Here is a 20320-nt window from a genome sequence, read left to right as displayed (position 1 = left end):
CTCCCCGAGGGTTTACCCCCGGGGAGTTGAACGCTGCGGTTACTTAATTCTTCGATGAACCAGCCTGAGCCGGTGCCGAGGCATTTTCTGTTGACGCGGTGGCTAGTGGTTTGCCTTCTTTATCCAATTCGACAATCTCGTAGCCAAGGCGTGATAAACCTGGTTTGATCAGGGCTTTGTCGCCGACTACCGTAATCACCATGTTGTTGACTGGCAGACGCTTCCGGGCAATGGCCTTGATTTCTTCCGGCGTAATGTTCTTGAGGATATCGCTTTGTTTCTGCACAAAATCCGACGGCAGGTTATAGTCGATGATCTGGCTCAGGAAGATGGCTTTCTGGAGCGAGGTCTCATATCGCAGTGCATCCCGCTGACCAATTGAACTCTTCGTAAAGGCCAGTTCTTCGGCCGTGATGCCGTCTTTCGCGTAGTTGGTAATTTCCTTCATGAATTCAACCACGGAGCTGTCGGTTGCGGCGGCTTTGACACCGGCCGAAGCTGTGAAGACCGCTGGCAGGCGGCTGCCGGCAAAACCCGAACGCGCGCCATACGTAAAGCCTTTGTCTTCGCGCAGGTTCATGTTGATCCGGCTGTTAAAAGCTCCGCCCAGGATATAATTAGCCAGGCCGGCGCGGTAATAGTCACCGGTGGCGTCGTACGGCATATCGGTGACGTAACCGATCCGGATTTCAGATTGCGCTGCTTTACCTTTGTCAATCAGGAAGATCCGGGTTTTGTCGGCTGCTTTTGCGGCGGGTACGGTTGGAATTGCCACTGGTTTTGCCTCCCATTTGGTCAGGAAGTTCAGTTTTGGCGTAATGTCTGCCTTGTCCACGTCACCGACAACAACCAGGTTCGTTACTGATGGCGAGAAATTTTTCGCATAGAATGCTTTTACGTCATCGAGGGTAATGCTCTTCACGCTCTCAGATGTACCACTTACCGGAATAGCACGGATATGATCGGCGCCAAACAACAGGCGGTTGTAGGCGCGGTTGGCAATCACGACCGGCTGTGTGCTCTGGTTTTCGATGTTTTCGAGCAACTGCTTCTTCAGGCGCGCAAAGTCTTCCGGCGCAAACTTCGGACGGAACAGCTTTTCTTCGAGAATCGCCAGAGTTGCATCCAGGTTTTTCGTCAGTGATTCGACCGAAACGCTGATTTCGTCGGTGCTGGCACCGATCGAAATGCTGCTGCCCAGTTTTTCCAGTTTGTTGCTGATATCTTCGGCGCTGAAGTTTTGGGTAGCCTCGTTCATCATAGAAGCAGTCAGCTGAGCAACACCCGCTTTCGACATATCGGTAGCTGATAATAAATGACCGCCTTTAATGGAGAAAAGCAGCGTTACCGTCGGGATCTCGTTGTTGCGTACCCCAATCATCTTGATGCCGTTGGCCAGACTGCCTGTCCAGAACGGTGGCACCTGCGTGGCCGGATTCGGGCCGGAAGCCGGTTTTTTGCTCCGGTCAAACGCATCGGTCGGTTTTTTGTACGTCAGTCCGTCATAGCCGTAATTCGGTGCTTTATAACCAGCCGATGATACCGTATAGTTATCGGCATGGGTGACGATGTCTTTCTTTCCGTTCGGATAAACCGTCAGAACAACCGCATTTTTGCCTTTAATGTACTGGTTATACACCCGCATCACGTCTTCCTTAGTCAATGCCTGGATGGTTTTCAGTTCCTGAGGCAGGTAGTTGGCCGTCGGCGCAAACGTCTGATAGGCGGCCAGCTGCGATACTTTGCCGGAAACACTGGCCAGGCCTTCGATCAGGCGGGTTTCGCGGGTGGCTTTAAACTGTGTAATGTCGTCGTCGGTGACCCCGCGGCGCTCAAACTCTGCCAGTGTGCGTTGCAGCAGCATCTCGGCGCTGTCCAGACGCATCGTCGGGAAAGGCAGTACAGTGAATGTAAACTCACCGGCCAGCTCAGTTGTCGGGTGGCTGGCGTTTGATTGAGCCGCTTTCTGCGTTTTTACAAAGTTCTTGTACAGCAGTGAGTTCCGGCCGCCGCCCAGAATTTCGGCGAGAGCGTCAAGGGCTACTTCATCTTTGTGATAGGTCGGAACCGACGGATAGGTCACACGTAGCATCGGGAACCGGATGTTGTCTTCGTACGAAACATACCGGTTTTTATCGAGCACAACGGCCGGAACGGTCGTTTTGGTTACGCCCGGACCTTTCGGAATCGGGCCGAAGTATTTCTCGGCCAGCTTAATCACATCTTTCGTCGAAACGTCACCGCCAACGGTCAGGACTGCGTTGTTAGGTCCGTACCAGCGGAGGAAGAAGTTTTTCAGGTCGTTTACGTTAACGCGGTTGAGGTCTTCCACATAACCGATCGTCAGCCATGAGTAGGGATGGCCATATGGATACAGATTTTTTGCGGTTGTTTCGCCCGCCAGACCATACGGACGGTTGTCGTAGTTCTGCCCCCGTTCGTTTTTAACGGTAGCGCGCTGAATTTCAAATTTCTTCTGGGTGACGGCGTCGAGCAGAAAACCCATCCGGTCGGCTTCAAGCCACAACGCCCGTTCCAGCTGATTGCTTGGCAGTGTTTCGTAATAGTTGGTCCGGTCGCGGTTGGTTGAGCCGTTGAGCGTCCCACCGGCTTCGGTAATGAGCTTAAAGTGCTCATCGTCGGCAACGTGGTCGGAGCCCTGGAACATCATGTGCTCAAAAAAGTGAGCAAATCCTGATTTACCGATTTCTTCACGAGCCGAACCGACGTGATAGGTTACGTCAACGTGAACAACCGGATCGGAGTGATCTTCATGTACAATAACGGTAAGGCCATTTGGCAAAACGTACTTTTCGTACGGGATGACCAGCTCATTGCCTTTGCGGGTTATTTTTTCAACAAGCTTAGTTTGTGAGAATGCGCCCTGTGTTACAACCAGACACGTCAGTAACGAGAGGGACAAGGTAAGTTTTCGCATGTAGACTTAATGTGTCTTAAAATTTACTAAAAATACGTATTTTGACTGATTTATGTGTAAAAATGCTGAAAAGTCGCAGAATAATACGATAAAACAGGCATAACCCCGAAGTTATATACTATAAAATGCGGTTTCCTGTCACATTGGTAGTTTTGTACCTTTGTGTGTTATGCGGTATTTTATTGAACTGAGTTACCGGGGGACCAATTACCATGGCTGGCAGATACAGCCTAATGGGGTGAGTGTTCAGGAAGTAATTGAAAACGTGCTGAAAATCCGGCTTCGGGAGCCGGTTAGTATTCTGGGCAGTGGCCGGACCGATACGGGCGTGCATGCATCACAGCAATATGCTCATTTTGATACAGAACAAACGTTGCCGGACCTAGGCCATTTACGCCATTCGTTGAACGCCATGCTGCCGCAGGATGTGGCCATTCATCGTATTTTTCCGGTGCGTCCTGACGATCATGCGCGGTTTACGGCTGTTTCGCGCTATTACCAGTATCAGATTATCCGGTCCAAAAACCCGTTTAAAACCGGTCTGGCCTACGTATTTCATCCTCTGCTTGATGTGATCGCCATGAACGAAGCCGCCAACCGGCTGACGCGCTATGCCGATTTTGAAAGCTTTAGTAAGGTCAAGACTGATGTGAAAACATTTAACTGCCGGATTGACTTTGCCTACTGGACCATGGCAGAAGCCGATGGCATGCCGGATGGTAACCTGACGTTCCATATCAAAGCCGATCGCTTTCTGCGCGGCATGGTGCGGGCCATTGTTGGTACCTTACTCGAAGTAGGGCAGGGGCGGATGACACCGGATCAGTTTGAGGCGATCATCCAGGCTAAAAACCGCAGTAAAGCGGGTCGGGCCGCTCCGCCGGAAGGATTATTTCTGGCCGAAGTCGGTTACCCCGACGAGGTATTTACGGAAAACACGAAAAATTGATGAAAATCGGAACGATCATATTGGCTGCCGGCGGATCAACGCGTATGGGCGGCCAGGCAAAACAGTTGATTGAGTACCAGGGTCAGACGCTGGTACAGCGAATTACAGATGCCGCTATTGCGCTGGAGGCCGGGCCGGTTGTGGTCGTGCTGGGCGCGCATCGCGTAGAGATTGGGACTGAACTCGCCGGTAAGCCCATCACCCTGGTCGATAATCCGGCATGGCAGACGGGGCTGGCCTCATCCCTGAAAACAGGGCTAGCCGCTCTCTATCTGACTCAAAAAGACGTGGATGCCGTAATGATTCTGCTGACTGATCAGCCGCACGTATCGTTTGGCTTACTGAAACACATGCTCTACGCAAAAGAAAAAACCGGTAAGGGTATTGTTGCTTGTTTATACGCAGATGAACTGGGGGTGCCGGTGCTCTTCGACCGGAAATACATGGAAGAACTGCTGCAGTTGCAGGGCGATAAGGGAGCAAAATCGGTAGTGCTGAAACACACCAACGATTGTGCTGCCATTCCGTTCGATCTCGGCAAAGTGGATCTGGATACGCAGGAGGACATTACCCGGTTCAGACAGGAAAATCCGTAAACGAATCCGTATTATTTCGTGTTTAACAGATGAATACCTGACGGTATCTGAACGTAGCAGAACACGTAGCGGGAGACAATCATGAAAGAGTCATTCAACGATATAATCAAAGGAGATAAGCCGGTGCTGGTAGATTTTTACGCCGACTGGTGCGGGCCCTGTAAAATGCAGGCTCCGATTCTGAAACAATTTGCTGACCGGATGGGCGATAGCGTCCGTGTGGTGAAGGTCGACGTAGACCGCAGTAAGTCAGCGTCAATGACGTATCGCATTCAGGGGGTACCAACCCTGATTCTGTTTAAACAGGGTAAAATTGTCTGGCGGCAGTCGGGCGTGGCGCAGCTCGCCCAGCTGGAGAAAGTAGTTAAGCCGTTTCTGGGCTGATGACAGCGATAAAGCATTAAAAAAGGCGACCTGTTGAGGGTCGCCTTTTTGGTTTATAACATGCGCTTAATGAGCTGTTCGACGGAAATACCTTCGGCCTCAGCCTTAAAGTTCCGGACAATCCGGTGGCGGAGAATCGGGAGGGCAACCGCGCGGATATCTTCGATGTCAGGTGAGTATTTGCCGTTGAGAAGGGCATTACATTTCGCCGCCAGAATCAAGGCCTGCGAAGCCCGCGGACCAGCACCCCACTCCAGATAGGTATTGGCGTCTGATGAAGCCATTTCCGTATTCGGGCGGGTTTTGTGCACCAGTTTAACCGCATATTCCACTACATTATCAACAACCGGAACGCGACGCACAAGGTGCTGGAACTCCTGAATTTCTTCGGCCGAAATAACCTTATTGATCTGGGGCTTTTTGTCAGTTGTTGTGCTTTTGACGATCTCAAGCTCAGCCTGATACGACGGGTAGTCGAGCCAGATATTGAACATGAAACGGTCGAGCTGTGCTTCCGGCAGCGGATAGGTACCTTCCTGTTCGATCGGGTTTTGGGTCGCCAATACGAAGAACGGGCGGCTTAACGGGTATTTCTGGCCGGCAACGGTTACCGAATATTCCTGCATGGCTTCCAGCAGCGCCGACTGTGTTTTAGGCGGCGTCCGGTTGATTTCATCCGCAAGGATGATGTTGGCAAAAACAGGGCCTTTGATGAATTTAAAGTTCCGCTGCTGATCAAGTGTTTCCGAGCCTAAAATGTCGGAAGGCATCAGGTCAGGCGTAAACTGAATCCTGTTAAAACTTAAATGTAAAGCATCCGAAATCGTCTGAATCAACAGCGTTTTGGCCAATCCCGGCACCCCTACCAGCAGGCAGTGGCCCTGACAGAAAATAGCCGTCAATAACAGACGGACCGTATCTTCCTGACCAATAACAACTTTCCCGATTTCACTTTTCAGCTTTTTATACGAATCATTCAGGGCTTCCGCAGCCGCAACATCCGATGAATAAGGCACTGTTTTAGGGTTTGATTGGTGACGTAATGGTTGTAGTTGATGAACAATATATAATGATTAATGTAACATGTATAATGACCGGATACTGCGTGAGTAACTCCGTGACCCTTGTGCATTGTTCATTATGCATTATCCATTTTAAAACTAATCGTTTCCGCCGCTGGAGGCACTGCCACCGGCGGCACTCGACTGAGATGTCCCGAATACGCGACAATCGTTGTATTCAGGATCGACGGTAATATACACATCGCTGACGGATTTTCTAAACCAATCGTCGATTGCGCGGTTCTTTTTATTCGTTAAAACGATGTTCTGGAGCTTTTCAAAATCCAGTTTATAATCGGCCGTGTGCGGATTAGACTTACTTTTAAAGTAAAGAATCCGCATGGCGCTTTTACCATCTTCTGTACGATATGGAATCGGAGCAGAAATCTTGCCAACTTTTAAGGTATCCAGTAAGTGGAACAGCGCATATTCCATAGACGCATCCATGGCCAGCCGTGAGCCGTTGGTTTCCGGATTACGGAGCAGACCACCGGCATCGGCTGTGCTCTTGTCTTCTGAGAAATCTTTGGCCGCTTTCTCAAACTTGATGCTGTCGATCTCAATCTGGTGTTTTAAACTATCCAGAAAGCGGGTTGGCTCCGTAATATCAAGCCGGTTGTAGTCAGGACGCAGCAGGATGTGCCGGGCATGATATTCCGCCCCACGGATTTCCAGCAACTGAATTAAGTGGAAACCGAATTCCGATTCTACCACATCCGACATTTCGTTTGGCTTCAGTTTCAGCGCGGCAGCTTCAAAGGGAGCCACCATGGCCCCGCGTTTGGCAAACCCCAGATCACCACCCTGCTGACCGGATCCTACGTCTTCAGAATATTCTTTGGCCAGAGCGGCGAAATCACGGCCTTCTTCAACCAGCTTTTTAATATCCAGCAACCGCTTCCGCAGTACTTCTTTCTGTTCTTTGGTTGCTTTGGCAAACCGCACAATCTGACCAACTTCTACCTCTGCAGGCATGTAAGGCAAACTGTCTTTCGGAATACCGTCGAAGAATTTTTTCACTTCGCGCGGCGTCACTTTTACGTCCGACGTAATTTTCTGCTGCATTTTCTGAACGATCAGCTGGTCTTTCACCTGCTGACGCAGTTCACTCTTCAGCATTTCGAGGCTTTTACCGTAGGCTTCGACGATGTTTTTCTCCGAACCAAACTGCTGGATCATGTACGACATCCGCGTATCCAGCTGGCTGTCTACCTGCTTCTCGTCAACAACGACCGAGTCAATCTCGGCTTTGGCCAGCATCATTTTGTTAATGACCAGGCTTTCCAGCAGCTGACATTTGGCTGGTGGGGTCTGGTTCTGGGCAACATACGAATGATAGGATTCTTCCAGATCAGACCGTAATACGTAGTAATTATCGATTTTCGCAATAATCTTGTTTATACTAACGCCCTGTCCCTGAGCGAATACTGATTGGGAGAGCCAGCTGCTCGCTACCAGCAACAGACAAGCTATGAGTTGTTTTTTCATGCTAAAGGCTTTCATCACTGAGTAAAGAACGCCAATTTGAATGGATTGTGTTTCCTAAAAAATGTTAACCGTGAGGGTTTTAATGGATAATGAACAATGAATAATGATTAATGGATAGGGGGAACGCTCGTTCTCCATTACTTACCGGTCATTATTCATTGTACATTAATCATTACACATTACTCATTTATTTAACCAGTTTCCTTAGTTCGTCTTCGTTAATTTTTACCGGATATCTGGCCCGTAAGGTATCGAGCCACTGTTTTTCCAGTATGGCCTGATACTCATTAATCACGGTACCGCGGGCTTCGTCCAGCGTTTTCCGGCGCGACGGCTCAATGCGGCTGATCAGTACCTGAACGGTTTTGCCGTTTACGGTGCGGGTTGTGGTGTCAGGTTGCCAGGCAATCCCTTCCAGCAGCGGTTCTGCCCCTTTTGCGTAAAGGCCCTCCGTAATGGTAATAGCGGCCGGACCGGTCTGGCCAGGGCGTGTATTGAGCACCCGTGCCACATCTTCTTTCGCCGTAGAAAAATACTGGAACGTTACGCGCTGGTGATCCGCATCGGTTTTGGCACCCGTCCGGAAGCCTTTCTCGTCTTTTTCAATAATGCGGGTCAGCGGCACACCGTTATAGCGCAAATAGTTAATGACGGTCCGGAGCCGGTTAGCCGACACAGAATCTGCTTCTGACGGACTATGTGAACCGGTGATTTCTACAATATAATTCGGATTGCGCGATAATGCAACCAGTACATCAAACAAACGCTCTTTGAGGGCTGCCGTCATGCCGGTCTGATTTTTTTCATAAACCATCGGACCCGACGAACGACGCAGCTGATAGGGCAGTTGTTTCATCATATCGGTAGCCTGAGTCAGTACATCGTTGTTGGCCGCCACAATAATGGTGGCAACCGCCCGCTCCGGATAACGGTACTTGTCTTTATTCCGTTCGTAAAGCTGGCGCTGACCGAGGGTATCCGTCATTGATTTTTCCCAGACATTATCTTCCATCATCTGCGAGAGCAATACCCCGTCGCGGATTTCGGTCATGAGTGCCTTCAACTCCGGGTATTTTTTCTCCAGATTGGCATCTTCGGCTTCCATCAGTTTGTCGTCCTGAAAGCGTTTATAATACCGCTGCATCGCCACGGCCGGCACCGCTCCCGGGCCATTGGTAATTTTGCGTACCGGCTGCTGCTTTTGCTGTACATACGCAAAAAAGGCGTTGACAGTTGCGGGCTTCTGATTAATCGTAAACAAGGTTTTGCCCTCCAGCGCCGGTTCGAGAGGCGTACCGGCTTTCCATTTGCCGGCCAGCAGCGAAGAGTCCGCTTTGGCAAGAGCGGCCGAAACCACCGGGCGGTTCTCGTCTATTTTGTAGTCTTTCCGCAGCCGCTGTACGGTGGCCTGACGCAATACTTCGGCCCGTGTATCGGTCACAACTTTCTGCCGCAGGGCAGGGGCCAGTTCCTGGTAGGATTCGAGGGGCTTACGCTCCAGTAACTTAATAATATGCCAGCCGTAGTTTGTCCGGATTGGTTTCGTATACTGACCCGGCGTTGTCAGGCTGTAGGCTGCTTCTTCAAAGGCAGGTACCCAGCGGCCTGGTTCGAGCCATGCCAGAATACCACCGGTATTGCGGGTAGACGCGTCGTCGGACAGCTCGCGGCAAACCGCCTCAAATGATTCGCCGTTTTGCAGGCGCTGGTAAATTTCAGTAGCCCTGTTATAGGCACCTTCTTCGCCGGCCTTGTCCACGTTCGGGCTGATGCGGACGAGAATATGAGCTACGTGTACCTTTCCCCGGCTGGCGCGCCGGTCGGTCGGGCGAACGAGGTGGTAGCCAAAGCGCGACCGGACAGGCTGTGAAACGCCGCCTATTGTTGTCTGGTAGGCTGCCGATTCCAGCGGATAGGTCAGCTGAAAGGCGATGACATAGCCCAGATTACCACCTTTGTCGGCACTGAGCTGGTCTTTTGAATACTGTTTGGCCAGGGCGGCAAAGTCTTCACCCGCCAGAACCCGCTTGCGGAGTGCGAGCGCCTGATCGTAGGCAGCCAGGGTATCGGCTGGAGCGGCGTCTTCCGAAACCGGAATCAGAATGTGCGAGACATTTACCTCCTGCTGAATCCGCTGGTAGGCTTCGGCGGCCATGTTCTCAATCATGACCTTATCCGTCATGTAAGTCTGTGCCAGTTGTTTGCGGTATGTATCAAGCTCTTCCCGAAAGGCTTCAGTCGTGTCGCGCCCCTGATCTTCGGCGGCCACTACTTTCAGCTTCAGGTTTGTATACAGGGTCAGGTACTCTTTCAGGTCGGTGCGCTGGTTGGAGTCGGCCATCGCCTGATTTTTGGTAAACGACTGGAAGAAATCATCTGTTGAGAAATCTTTACTGCCAAGCGTTATGATAACGGGTTTAGATGGCGCGGCCTGCTGAACGACGGGCGGGGCCGTTTTGCAGCCACCGGCAATGGCTGCCAGCAGCAGGCCGGTGCCGGTAAACTGAGCAGCCCATAAAAGAGAAGAACGGTATTTGGCAGAAAAAAAACGTTTTGACGTTGTCATGCACACAGTGAACCGGCTGTTAACCGATGGGTAATTGATATAAAATAACGAACAAACCGCCGAAATATTGACCTGGGCACCATAAGATGATCGACAGGGGCATGCACCGGCATTTGTTATCCTATCTGACTTTAACAGTCTTCAGTAATACATCATACTCAAGCTCATAATCATACGAATCACGCATGTTTTCGCCCTTAAACCGGGCCGGAACATGGATAAACCGCTTCGCGCTGTCCTTTTTCAGATCTGCCTCCTTTATCTCCACATTACTCTGACCAAGCAGGTCGTCGTTGTCCAGATGGTCGGCCAGCTGCATGCCAATACCGGCTGCGGTCAGGCCGGCGGCCACGTATTTAAGCGGTGTCAGAATCTCCGTCGCCGTAATCAGAATGGCGGCCGGTGTACTGACCACATTATGTACCTTCCGGATTTTGGTCAGCATATCCTGCGCTTCCGACAGATCATCCACTTCGATCAGCACCACCGAGGCCATGATACGGCCGTTGCGCGGCATGGTCAGGCTGACGGGAGCGGCCGGTTTTTCGCCGACTGTTTTGGCAACGGGCTGCAGCTTGATCTGCTGTCCCTGCCGGATAGACGCAACGCCCCAGCCGCCACTCACCACGGCGGTTGGTTTATTTTGGGCATCAAAAGCCGTCAGCGAGTAGGCCAGCAAAATCTCGTCGCCCCGACTGAACGTCTCTTCGGTATCGATGGCTTTCACGGAACGGGGTTGCAGTTCGGCCACAAATGACTTTGGCACCGCGCAGGCCGTCAGAAAGGCGGCCAGGCCTCCCAACACGTATGTTGATGTTCGTTTTAACAGCATCAGAATGATTTACGATTTACAACGTGCGATTGCTTTCTGTTCGGGTGTATGCCCACAATAACGTACATAGTTCCGGCGCAAAACATCAGCCAACCTCTTCCACAATTGATTCTCCCGACGATTCATCACCGGAAGTCCACTGCCAGCGTTCATGAAGGCGGATGCGGCCATCGGGCAATCGTTCAGGCGTTGACAGGCAGCGGCCGGTCATCAGGACGCCCTGTGTATTGACGTGCTGATAGCGCATGTCCAGACGGTTATCGGGCCCTACCGTCGCGATCAGGAAGCCCTTTCGGATGGCACCGCCCCCGTATTCTGCCCAGACAAGCTGCCCGTCCTGCTGATAATGGAACCGTGTCTCATTGCCCACCTCGCCATTATCCGTATTGGTCACCGACCGGAATATTTTGTTGTGATACATGGATGAATTGTGATTGGGTGAAAGAGCGAATGAGTGATTGAATGGGGCAAGGTGCAGCTCACGCAATCACTCATTCACTCTTTCGCAATTATACAGGCTCCTGCTGGCTGAGGCAGTGGAAGCTGCCGAGGCCCCAGACGATGTCGGTTGAATCGATGCCGACGACCGGCCGGTCGGTGAAACACTGGCTCAGGATATCGAGTGCCTGCTGGTCTTTGTCGCAACGGAAGGTCGGGACAATAACCGCTGAGTTGGCAATGTAAAAATTGGCGTATGAGGCCGGCAACCGCAGTCCGTCGCTGACAACCGGGTCAGGCATGGGGAGCTCGATGATGTTGAGCTGTTTGCCGTTCAGTAACCGCATCTGCTTTAGTTCATGGTGAATGTCCTGCAGAATCGGGTAGTTTTCATCGTTTTTGTTTGTTTCGTAGGCCGCCACCACCGTGTCTTCGTTCACAAACCGGACGGTATCGTCGATATGGCCGTCGGTATCATCGCCCACGATGCCGTCTTCGACCCAAAGCACCTGCTGTACGCCATAGAATTTATGCAGGTAGTCTTCGATCTGTGCCTGGTTCAGGTGCGGATTCCGGTTTTCGTTCAGCAGGCAGGCACGGCTGGTCAGCAGCGTACCGGCACCGTTAAATTCAACCGAACCACCTTCCATGATAATGCCGGGCGTTACATACGGCAGGTTGCGGTAGTGGGCAATGAGAACCGGCAACAGATCGTCGTTGTCAAACGGCGGGTATTTGCCGCCCCATGCGTTGTAGCCCCAGTTCACGATCATCCGCTCACCCGTGGCCGGATTTTTCAGGAAGGCCGGACCGTGGTCGCGGCACCACGAATCGTTGGTCGGGTTGGGCAGCAGGTGAATGTTGGTCAGGTCGACACCGGCGAGCAGCAGGCGCAATTTAGCGGCCTGAATCACCGTTTCGTTATGGGCATTAATACATACCTCTTCACCCTGAGCAATGGTACGAATAAATTCAATGTATGACGGAAACATCAGCTCCTGACGCTCTTTGGTCCAGGACGCTTCTGTGTGTGGCCAGCTTAGCCAGGTGGCAACGTGTGGCTGCCATTCAGCGGGAAAAGAAAAGCCCGGCTGAGACGGATTGCTATTCGTTGACGACGCTTGTATATTCATGCCAGTTTTTTTGAACAGACTACAAAACTACGAAATTTATAGCCGCCGGGTGTTTTCCTTTGGTTATGAATGTACTGACCCTGTTACTACCACTGCCTATGAACCGATTAAGACAACCGCTACTGATTTGGGTAATTCTTTGGTTTTCAGCTTTTCAGGCTTTCTCACAGACGGCCGGAAAGGGGCAGGAAGCGAAAGGAATCTGGGAGGTTGGCATACCTGTGATTTTCGGCCCCGGAAACCGTCCTGCGGTAAACGGCACGGTTGTTAAAAACCTGAAAGAACTCATTGAGAAACAGCAGGAAGGCAAACCGGTATACACCGTTTCGCTGACAACGCGTAAGGCAACTCATGATGACTGGCATTTGCTCGCCCGGTGCCCGGAGATACGCACCGTGGCAGTAAGCCTGATGGTTGGCGATCGGATCGATTCGCTGTTTATGGCCTTGGAAACGTTGCCGAACCTTGAGGAACTGACGCTCAGCGTAACAACCTTTTCGATGAACCGGCCACGGCAGCAACTCATGCAGTTTCCTGCTTCGTTAGGCCGCTTAAAAGCCTTAAAGTCGGTGTATTTATATGGTGCTGCTTTTGATTATGATCAGGCTTTTCAGCTACTGGCAACCAATAATCGGCTGACAGCCCTCCATCTGGAACCGTTTCTGTCCGAAACAATTCAGTTGCCGCCCACAATGGGACAACTCAGGCAACTCGAATCACTGACAATTGGCGGAGCCTCAATGCTATTGCTGCCTGAAGAGATAACGGGTCTGAAAAACCTGAAAAAGCTATCCTTGTCTGGCTTATTACCGACCGAAGCCGGATCACTCCAATGGTTATCCCGACTGAAAAGCCTCGAAACAATTGACATAGCCTTTGCCGAAACCAATCAGATTCTGTCGCAGATGCGCATTCAGAATGGTCGGCTGACAATGCCGCCGAATGATGCAGGACAGAAACCGGCTACGTTTACATTTGCCTCCCTATCCGGGCTCACCAACCTGCGGTCGCTGAAGCTGACCGGCAACCGGACCCGCATTGCGTTTCCCGAAGACGGGTTTCGCGGATTGCCCCGGCTGGAGTCGGTTACGCTGAAAGGCCTTCGCATCCACCAGCCGCTGACCGGTCTGTGCGAACTAACCAACCTGAAGGAACTGCGCATTACCAAAAGCTTTCCGGGCGAATTGCCGGACTGCCTGCACCGGCTCTCAGTGCTGGAAGTGCTGGACCTGGAATCCGATTCGCTGACCGCCTTGCCGGCGGGTGTTTTTGGCCTGTCCAACCTGCGGGAGCTGAACCTGCGCGAAAATCCGTTACAGCAACTGCCGGCCGCCATCGGACAACTGAAAGAACTCAAGACGCTGGGGCTGAACGAAACCGGACTGACGACTTTACCGGCTTCTATCGGGCAACTGACAAAGCTGGAAGACCTCGACCTGCGCAATAACCAGCTGACGGCCCTGCCCGACGAACTGACCCGCCTGACCCGCCTGCGGAGCCTGAATGTGTTCGGCAACCAGCTGACCAGCCTGCCCGCTAACCTGACGCGGCTAACTCAACTGCGCTCACTGGTGGTGCTGGGAAACCAGCTGACGCAGTTACCGGCCGATTTGGGTAAACTACGCCTGTTGCATACGCTGAACATCGATCAGAATGCCATAACTGCCTTGCCCGAAAGCATCGGCACTCTTGACTCGCTACAGCGCCTGTTCATCGGCGAAAACCAGCTGACGCTTTTGCCGGAGGGGCTGGCCAAACTCCGGAATCTGCGGGAGCTTTACATTGGCCGGAACAAGCTGGGGGCGTTGCCTGCCTCGCTTGGTAGTCTGGCGAAGCTCGAAAGCTTTCACCTCTCAGAGAATCCGATCCGCGACCTGCCGGCTTCCATCGGCGATTGGCGGGCGATCCGGCAGGTGTATATACAACATGTGCCTGTTCGTTTTCTGCCCGCTACGGTTGGTAACTGGCAGAGACTGACCTCGCTGAATATTGAAGACAGTGATTTGATGACGCTGCCCCGCGAAATCGGTCAGTGTGCCCGGCTGGAACGGTTAATCATTAAACGGGGAAACGTCTTTGGCTTACCTGAATCGATGGGGCAGTTGTCGCAGTTGAATGAACTGATGGTAACCGGTAAAACAGGTGATCAGTCAGGCAGCAGCGGGCTGGGGGAAATGCAGAAACTGCCTGATAGCCTGAAATACTGTACCGGTTTACGGGCTCTCCGGATACAACATCAGCGGGAGTTCGATGCGTGGCATATGTGGCAATTACTGCCTTACATGCCGCAGCTTTCTGAACTGGATCTGACCAATTGTGGCCTTACCGAATTGCCATCTGCCGGGTATGAGCGATTAGGAATCAACCGGTTGGTGCTGGCCAACAACCGGCTGACGCGGGTCCCGGCCGAACTGGGGAACGTGCCGGAGCTGCGGTGGGTCGACCTGACAGATAATCCGGTGCCAACGGGCATGAGCCAGCCTTTCTCAAATATTGATCAGCTGGTGTTGCTGATTGCGCAGCAGGAGGGAACCACCGCCGGAACAAGTGTGGCCCTGACGCGGGCCTACATCAGCGGAGGCGTGCAGAAAATGGAGTACATGAATTCGGCGGAGGCACTGAATCTGTTTGACAAGGCCATGGCGGTTGCCCCCGATTCTCTGAAACCAATGGTGTATGGGTTTCGGGCAGACGTTCATTTTAGCCTGAAAAAATACGCCGAAGCCTTAGCCGACTATCAGAAAGCCATTGAGCAGGCCCCTCTGCTGCCGAAAGGATCAACGAACGGATTCAGTACCGTGATGGTATACCTGCCGGAGCATTATCTGGCCGGTTGGTTAGGTCGTAAAGGCATGGTTGAGGGCGAAATGGGTAATACGGAGGCGGCACTGGCGGATCTTAACGCATCGCTGAAGCGGTTACCCGAAAAAGGAGCGGACTATTCACGGGCTACCTTCCAGCTGGCCGAAGGCCGTTTGCTGGCGCAGCAAAACCAACTGGAAAAGGCCAGAGCCAGTTTTGCCAAAGCCCTTGACCTCTATGACACCGATCTGTTATACGAGCAGATGTCGTATCGCAGCCAGCGGGCCACCGCCGGAAGTGAGTTAATTGCGGCTGCCCTGGCCTTGCTCACCAATCAGCTCAGCCGTGCTGACGCCATCCTGACCCGCTACGAAAGCCGGACGACTCCCGAAAAAAACAGCGGCATTGGTACCTATTTCCGGCTTTGTCAGGAAATTCTGGCCGGTAAAAAAACGCAGGCACAGGCTATTGAATCGTTTACCAATCAACGACGCTTGCAGACAGAGTCGCTGTCTGAATGGATGTATACCTGGTACGATAAAACCCTGCTTTCGCTGCCCCTGCCGAAGGAGCAAAAAGAAGCCCTGACACAACTGACCGCGCTGGCGAAAAGCATGGTCCGGAAAAGTGAATAGATGATTACAGCAGCCTGACCCGGCTGTTATGATAGGCCTGTAATTGCGGCGAATTGGTCGGTAGTTCGGTAATCAGATAATCGATCTGGTCGAGGTCGGCGATTTTCATGCGCATGACCGTATTCATTTTCTCGGAGATGGCCAGAATCGCTACCTTGTTTGATGCCTTGATCATGGCTTTTTTGGCCTGGACCGTTTCCCAATCCGAATCGCTGAAACCCTCACGGGAGTCGATGGCGTTGGTGCCCATGATGCAAAGGTCTGCACGCAGTTCAGACAGCCGGTGGCTGACATCCCCGCCAACGCTCATCTGGCTATACCGCGAAATTTGTCCGCCAATCATGATAATTTCCAGATTGGGCTTATCCAGCAGTTCAACGGCCGTCAGCGGATTGACGGTAATAAACGTGGCCTTCAGCTCATTTGGTATCAGTTTGATCAGTTCCCGGATGGTTGTGCCCCCGCCGATCAGAATAAGCATACCTTCTTTGATCAGACCAAGGGCCTTTTCGGCAATAATGCGTTTGTTCTGATGGGCATACGTCTCCTGTAAGGCCGCCCCGTGGTGATAGGCCTTCGACATGGCACCGCCCCGGATTTTGATGACTTTATCCTCTTCGGCCAGTTCGTTTATATCCCGGCGAATAGTGTCTTCCGAAACATTGAGTGTGGATGCCAGATCGGCTAAATAGATGCGTGTGTGCAGGTTAATCTGTTTTAAGATCAGTTCTTTACGCTCATCTTTCAGCAGGATAACTGATGCGTCATTGGGTTGCATATTACTCCGGATAATTAAATAATTGATAATTCATTAAATGCAGCTGACAGTGCCTGTCAGGGCATTCAGGTCTTTGCTGATGATACCAGCAGATTTAATTAATTGCCTGTTTGCTACAAGTTAAGTTCCTAATCCTAATTAAACGTAACAGAGACAAAAATCTCCTGTAACTATTGATTAAACAGAAGGATATTTGCAATATTTGCAGTCATTATTGCAAATATTGCGGAATGATTAATTTGTCTGTTACAATAATCATCAGTCCCGCTAGCCAAAAATAGCGAATAAAAAACGAGCATTAAACGGGTATATGGCTAAATTTCAGGCTTATTCCAATATTTTATACTATTTTAATCAGTGCACTTTACGTTAGTGACACAAAATGCTAAAACACATGCAAACCGATCTGTTAACGCCCGAAGCTGCCTTTGCAACCCTAAACCTGTCGCTGCCACCTGCGCCACGGCCGCTGGGTGTCTATAAACCGTACCTGATTGACGGTAAATACCTGTACATATCGGGCCATGGACCGGTACAGGACGACAAGAGCCTTATTATCGGGCGTATTGGGGCTGATATGGATATCGAAGCCGGAAAGCTGGCAGCGCGTCAGGTGGGGTTAACGATCCTGTCCACTATCAAAACCCATCTGGGGAGTCTGGATCGGGTAAAGCGCGTTATTAAGGTGTTAGGAATGGTAAACTGTACGTCTGATTTTGAGCGCCATCCTTACGTTATCAACGGGTGCAGCGAGCTGTTTGCACAGGTATGGGGCGAAGAAAACGGCATCGGTGTGCGCTCTGCGGTTGGTATGGGTTCTTTGCCCGACAATATTCCGGTCGAAATTGAAGCCCTGTTTGAGTTAGTTTAATCCGCCAATTCTTATGTTTATCATTGATGCTCACCTCGATCTCAGCATGAATGCCATGGAGTGGAACCGGGATCTGCGGCAGTCTGTCGCACAGATCAGGGCCCGCGAACAGGGTATGACCGACAAGCCGGACCGGGGAAAAGCAACGGTTTCGCTGCCTGCTCTGCGCGAAGGCAACATTGGGCTGGTCGTAGCTACGCAGATTGCGCGTTATGTAGCGCCCGATAACCCGCTGCCGGGCTGGCAATCGCCCGAGCAGGCGTGGGCACAAACCCAGGCCCAGCGTTACTGGTATGAAGCCATGGAAGAAGCCGGTGAGATGGTGCAGATCCGTGATCTGGCCGGGTTAGAGGCGCACCTGACCCGCTGGCAGTCCGATGAGCCTGCATCCGCTAAACCGGTCGGGTATATACTGAGTCTGGAAGGAGCCGATTCGCTGATCACGACCGACCATGTACAACGGGCCTGGGCGTACGGGCTGCGTGCCATCGGACCTGCTCATTACGGGCCCGGACGATACGCGCAGGGCACCGACGCCACCGGGTTTATGGGCGAACGCGGCCAGGCGCTGCTACGCGAAATGGAGCGCCTGAACATTATTCTGGACGCAACGCATTTGTGCGACGATAGTTTTTGGGAAGCCATGGACCATTTTCATGGTCCGGTCTGGGCCAGCCATAACAATTGCCGGGCCCTGGTTAATCATAACCGCCAGTTCAGTGATGAACAGTTGAAAGAACTGATTGCCCGCGGGGCGGTTATCGGCGGGGCACTGGATGCCTGGATGATGGTACCGGGCTGGGTACGTGGCCAGTCGACGCCGGAAGGTACCAACTGCCGCCTGGACGTATTGCTCGATCACCTTGATCATATCTGTCAGCTAGCCGGCAATGCGCTGCATATCGGCATTGGTTCCGACCTTGATGGGGCATTTGGTAAGGAGCAGTGTCCGTATGATCTGGAAACCATCACCGACCTGCAGACGATTCCCGATAAGTTGCGGAAGCGTGGGTATTCGGAAACAGATATTGAACATATTATGCACGGTAACTGGCTGCGTTTCCTCCGGAACGCCTGGGCGTAAATGCATAACGGGGTATAAACGCCTTGCGTATTGCCGCTATCAAAACGGGAGTACGCAAGGCGTTCTGCTATTTACCGGCCAAAGACGAAATACTTATGCTGGCAGGAGTTACAGCAATAATACTTCAGCGGCAGAAAGAGGTATTTGATCAAAAGCGGGCGTTTAATGCGTTTCGGGGCTTCATGATGACACCGTGGACAAGTTTTATTACTGCTGAAAACTTTCATACCCTTGTTTAGTAGAAAAAAAAGCAGCAGCAATGCGCCAACGCCGATAAGTACAGGTGTTGGAACCAGCAAAAAATCAGCCATTAAAAGGTGGAATGTTTTTTTAAGATGAATACTTGCTTCAGTTAAACATAAGTCACATTGACTTATATTAAAGCTTCAAAATATTATATATTTTTTAGAATTGGGCTGTTTATTTATTATACGGTTTACGCACTTGATAGTCAGTATACTTACCCATAGAATAGATTAACGGTATGAGGCAGGTTGATAATGCAGTCTGCCTCTGACGAAAAACAGGTAAGTCATCTTCCGGCAATAGTTGAATTGAAGCGGGGCATACTTTATGCATAAGTTGTCAGTTAAAGCCTGTTCAGGCTTTAACTGATGGTATAAAAGAGAATGGTCAGCGAGGTACAGGCAGTTGCGCACTGACGGCAATCCGGTTCCAGGCGTTAATGGTTACCACCGCCAGCACCAGCTGCGCAACGTAGTGGTCATCAAAAAAAGCACTGACCCGCTCATAGGTTTCGTCGGACAGGCCGTGCTGATGGATCAAGGTTACTTCTTCAGTAAGCGCCAGAACGGCTTTTTCTTCGTCGGTAAACAGATCAGTTTCGCGCCATGCATTCAGCAGAAAAATGCGTTGCGGCGTTTCGCCGTATTTCAGCGCATCTTTGGTATGCATGTCAAGGCAAAACGCACATCCGTTGATTTGCGACGCTCTGATTTTCAGTAGTTCCTTGTGTGTTTTAGATAAGCCCGATGTGGCCAGAAATCCTTCCAGGGCCATGAGCGCTTTAGTGGCCTGTGGTTGTGTTTCGAGAATATTGATGCGTTTTTGCATGGTGTTATTTGTTTGGTTGAATGACCATGCAAAGGTCGGTACAGGCAGGGAGGAAAATCTTAAACTGGTTTAAGATCGGTTCCGGCTGCGGATTTCGCTGAGGTATTCCGGTGTAAAACCCAGAAAAGAAGCCAGTAAATATTGCGGAACACGCTGCACGAATTCAGGGTAACTCTGAGCAAAGTGCAGGTACATCTCTTCCCGTGTCATGTCATGCGTATACTGCTGCCGGTATTGTGCTGCGGCATGCGCCCGCTGATGTATGATCCGGAAGTATCGTTCAAGCACCGGAAACTGCTGTAGCATCCGTTCCTGTGCATGCACATCAATCGCCAGAACCTCCGATTTTTCAATGGCCTGAATAAAAAAAGCCGATGGTTTCTGATTGCTAAAGGACGTATAGTCGGCCAGCCACCAGTTTTCGAGGGCGAACTGAATGGTTTGCTCGATCCCTTTTTCATCGATAAAAAAGAGCCGCAGACAGCCTTTAACCACAAAATAGTGGTTACGGCATACCTGACCTGCTTCCATCAGGTTTTCCTTTTTCCGTAGACTGAGCGGTGTAAAGAAAACGCTGATTTCTCCGGCAGACTCCTCCGGCAAGGATATATACCGGCTTATGTGATTCAGCAGGGCATCGGTCATATATCAGAATAGCAGGAACGAGCCGTAAAGGTAAAGCAGATGTCAA

The 20320-nt window shown here is 51.4% G+C and carries 17 protein-coding genes; 7 read left to right on the top strand and 10 right to left on the bottom strand.

Features of this window, described 5'->3' with window-relative positions; all coding sequences use genetic code 11:
- Window positions 1-43: 43 nt before the first annotated feature.
- Window positions 44-2938 carry a M16 family metallopeptidase gene (locus BLX24_RS23030; RefSeq protein WP_071505568.1) on the bottom strand — a complete coding sequence of 965 codons (2895 nt, stop codon included), beginning with the start codon at window positions 2936-2938 and terminating at the stop codon, window positions 44-46.
- 169 nt (window positions 2939-3107) lie between these two features.
- Between BLX24_RS23030 and truA the strand changes: the two genes are divergently transcribed.
- From truA to trxA, 3 genes are all read left to right on the top strand, one after another.
- Window positions 3108-3887, top strand: a complete 780-nt coding sequence (gene truA / locus BLX24_RS23025) for a tRNA pseudouridine(38-40) synthase TruA (protein ID WP_071505567.1) — start codon at window positions 3108-3110, stop codon at window positions 3885-3887.
- Window positions 3887-4483 (top strand): nucleotidyltransferase family protein, encoded by a 597-nt coding sequence (locus BLX24_RS23020; RefSeq protein WP_071505566.1) that lies wholly within the window; start codon window positions 3887-3889, stop codon window positions 4481-4483. Before truA ends, BLX24_RS23020 begins: the two co-directional genes overlap by 1 nt.
- Window positions 4484-4564: 81 nt before the next feature.
- Entirely contained in the window at window positions 4565-4867 is a 303-nt protein-coding gene (gene trxA, locus BLX24_RS23015) for a thioredoxin (RefSeq protein WP_177225900.1), read from the top strand.
- Window positions 4868-4920: 53 nt separating this feature from the next.
- On the opposite strand, the gene BLX24_RS23010 is transcribed toward trxA, so the two are convergent.
- The 6 genes from BLX24_RS23010 to BLX24_RS22985 all read right to left on the bottom strand — a co-directional run bounded on the left by BLX24_RS23010 (window position 4921) and on the right by BLX24_RS22985 (window position 12385).
- The gene (locus BLX24_RS23010) at window positions 4921-5883 is read right to left on the bottom strand and encodes an AAA family ATPase (protein ID WP_071505564.1); all 963 of its coding nucleotides are present in this window, start codon (window positions 5881-5883) and stop codon (window positions 4921-4923) included.
- A 144-nt stretch (window positions 5884-6027) separates the two neighbouring features.
- Window positions 6028-7416, bottom strand: coding sequence for a peptidylprolyl isomerase (locus tag BLX24_RS23005; protein WP_071505599.1), 1389 nt, complete (start codon window positions 7414-7416; stop codon window positions 6028-6030).
- A 187-nt stretch (window positions 7417-7603) separates the two neighbouring features.
- Window positions 7604-9982 (bottom strand): peptidylprolyl isomerase, encoded by a 2379-nt coding sequence (locus BLX24_RS23000; protein WP_083422129.1) that lies wholly within the window; start codon window positions 9980-9982, stop codon window positions 7604-7606.
- Window positions 9983-10103: 121 nt separating this feature from the next.
- Window positions 10104-10814 (bottom strand): hypothetical protein, encoded by a 711-nt coding sequence (locus BLX24_RS22995; RefSeq protein ID WP_071505563.1) that lies wholly within the window; start codon window positions 10812-10814, stop codon window positions 10104-10106.
- Between the two features lie 85 nt (window positions 10815-10899).
- Window positions 10900-11235 carry an avidin-fold protein gene (locus BLX24_RS22990; protein WP_071505562.1) on the bottom strand — a complete coding sequence of 112 codons (336 nt, stop codon included), beginning with the start codon at window positions 11233-11235 and terminating at the stop codon, window positions 10900-10902.
- A gap of 88 nt (window positions 11236-11323) precedes the next feature.
- Complete coding sequence (locus BLX24_RS22985; RefSeq protein WP_071505561.1) at window positions 11324-12385, bottom strand: agmatine deiminase family protein; 1062 nt, start codon at window positions 12383-12385, stop codon at window positions 11324-11326.
- Window positions 12386-12483: 98 nt separating this feature from the next.
- Between BLX24_RS22985 and BLX24_RS22980 the strand changes: the two genes are divergently transcribed.
- Window positions 12484-15822 (top strand): leucine-rich repeat domain-containing protein, encoded by a 3339-nt coding sequence (locus tag BLX24_RS22980; RefSeq protein ID WP_177225899.1) that lies wholly within the window; start codon window positions 12484-12486, stop codon window positions 15820-15822.
- Between the two features lie 4 nt (window positions 15823-15826).
- Here the strand turns inward: BLX24_RS22980 and BLX24_RS22975 are convergent, their stop codons facing one another.
- On the bottom strand, window positions 15827-16600 hold the full coding sequence (locus BLX24_RS22975; RefSeq protein ID WP_071505559.1) for a DeoR/GlpR family DNA-binding transcription regulator: 774 nt from the start codon (window positions 16598-16600) through the stop codon (window positions 15827-15829).
- A 394-nt stretch (window positions 16601-16994) separates the two neighbouring features.
- Here BLX24_RS22975 and BLX24_RS22970 point away from each other — a divergent pair, with 394 nt between their 5' ends.
- Genes BLX24_RS22970 through BLX24_RS22960 form a run of 3 tightly spaced genes read left to right on the top strand, consistent with a single transcriptional unit; the run spans window position 16995 to window position 18794 of the window.
- Window positions 16995-17471: a RidA family protein gene (locus BLX24_RS22970; RefSeq protein WP_071505558.1), complete on the top strand. Its 477-nt coding sequence runs from the start codon at window positions 16995-16997 to the stop codon at window positions 17469-17471.
- 13 nt (window positions 17472-17484) lie between these two features.
- Window positions 17485-18555, top strand: coding sequence for a dipeptidase (locus BLX24_RS22965; RefSeq protein ID WP_071505557.1), 1071 nt, complete (start codon window positions 17485-17487; stop codon window positions 18553-18555).
- Window positions 18556-18578: 23 nt separating this feature from the next.
- Window positions 18579-18794 (top strand): hypothetical protein, encoded by a 216-nt coding sequence (locus tag BLX24_RS22960; protein WP_071505556.1) that lies wholly within the window; start codon window positions 18579-18581, stop codon window positions 18792-18794.
- Window positions 18795-19188: 394 nt separating this feature from the next.
- On the opposite strand, the gene BLX24_RS22955 is transcribed toward BLX24_RS22960, so the two are convergent.
- Together BLX24_RS22955 and BLX24_RS22950 are read right to left on the bottom strand one after the other, a co-directional pair.
- A complete protein-coding gene (locus tag BLX24_RS22955) occupies window positions 19189-19629 on the bottom strand; it encodes a carboxymuconolactone decarboxylase family protein (protein ID WP_071505555.1) in 441 nt (146 codons plus the stop codon).
- A 69-nt stretch (window positions 19630-19698) separates the two neighbouring features.
- Window positions 19699-20274: a Crp/Fnr family transcriptional regulator gene (locus BLX24_RS22950; protein WP_071505554.1), complete on the bottom strand. Its 576-nt coding sequence runs from the start codon at window positions 20272-20274 to the stop codon at window positions 19699-19701.
- Window positions 20275-20320: the final 46 nt, after the last annotated feature.

The sequence above is a fragment of the Arsenicibacter rosenii genome, assembly GCF_001870735.1.
Lineage (GTDB): Bacteria > Bacteroidota > Bacteroidia > Cytophagales > Spirosomataceae > Arsenicibacter > Arsenicibacter rosenii.
This window is presented reverse-complemented; position numbering and strand designations above follow the sequence as displayed.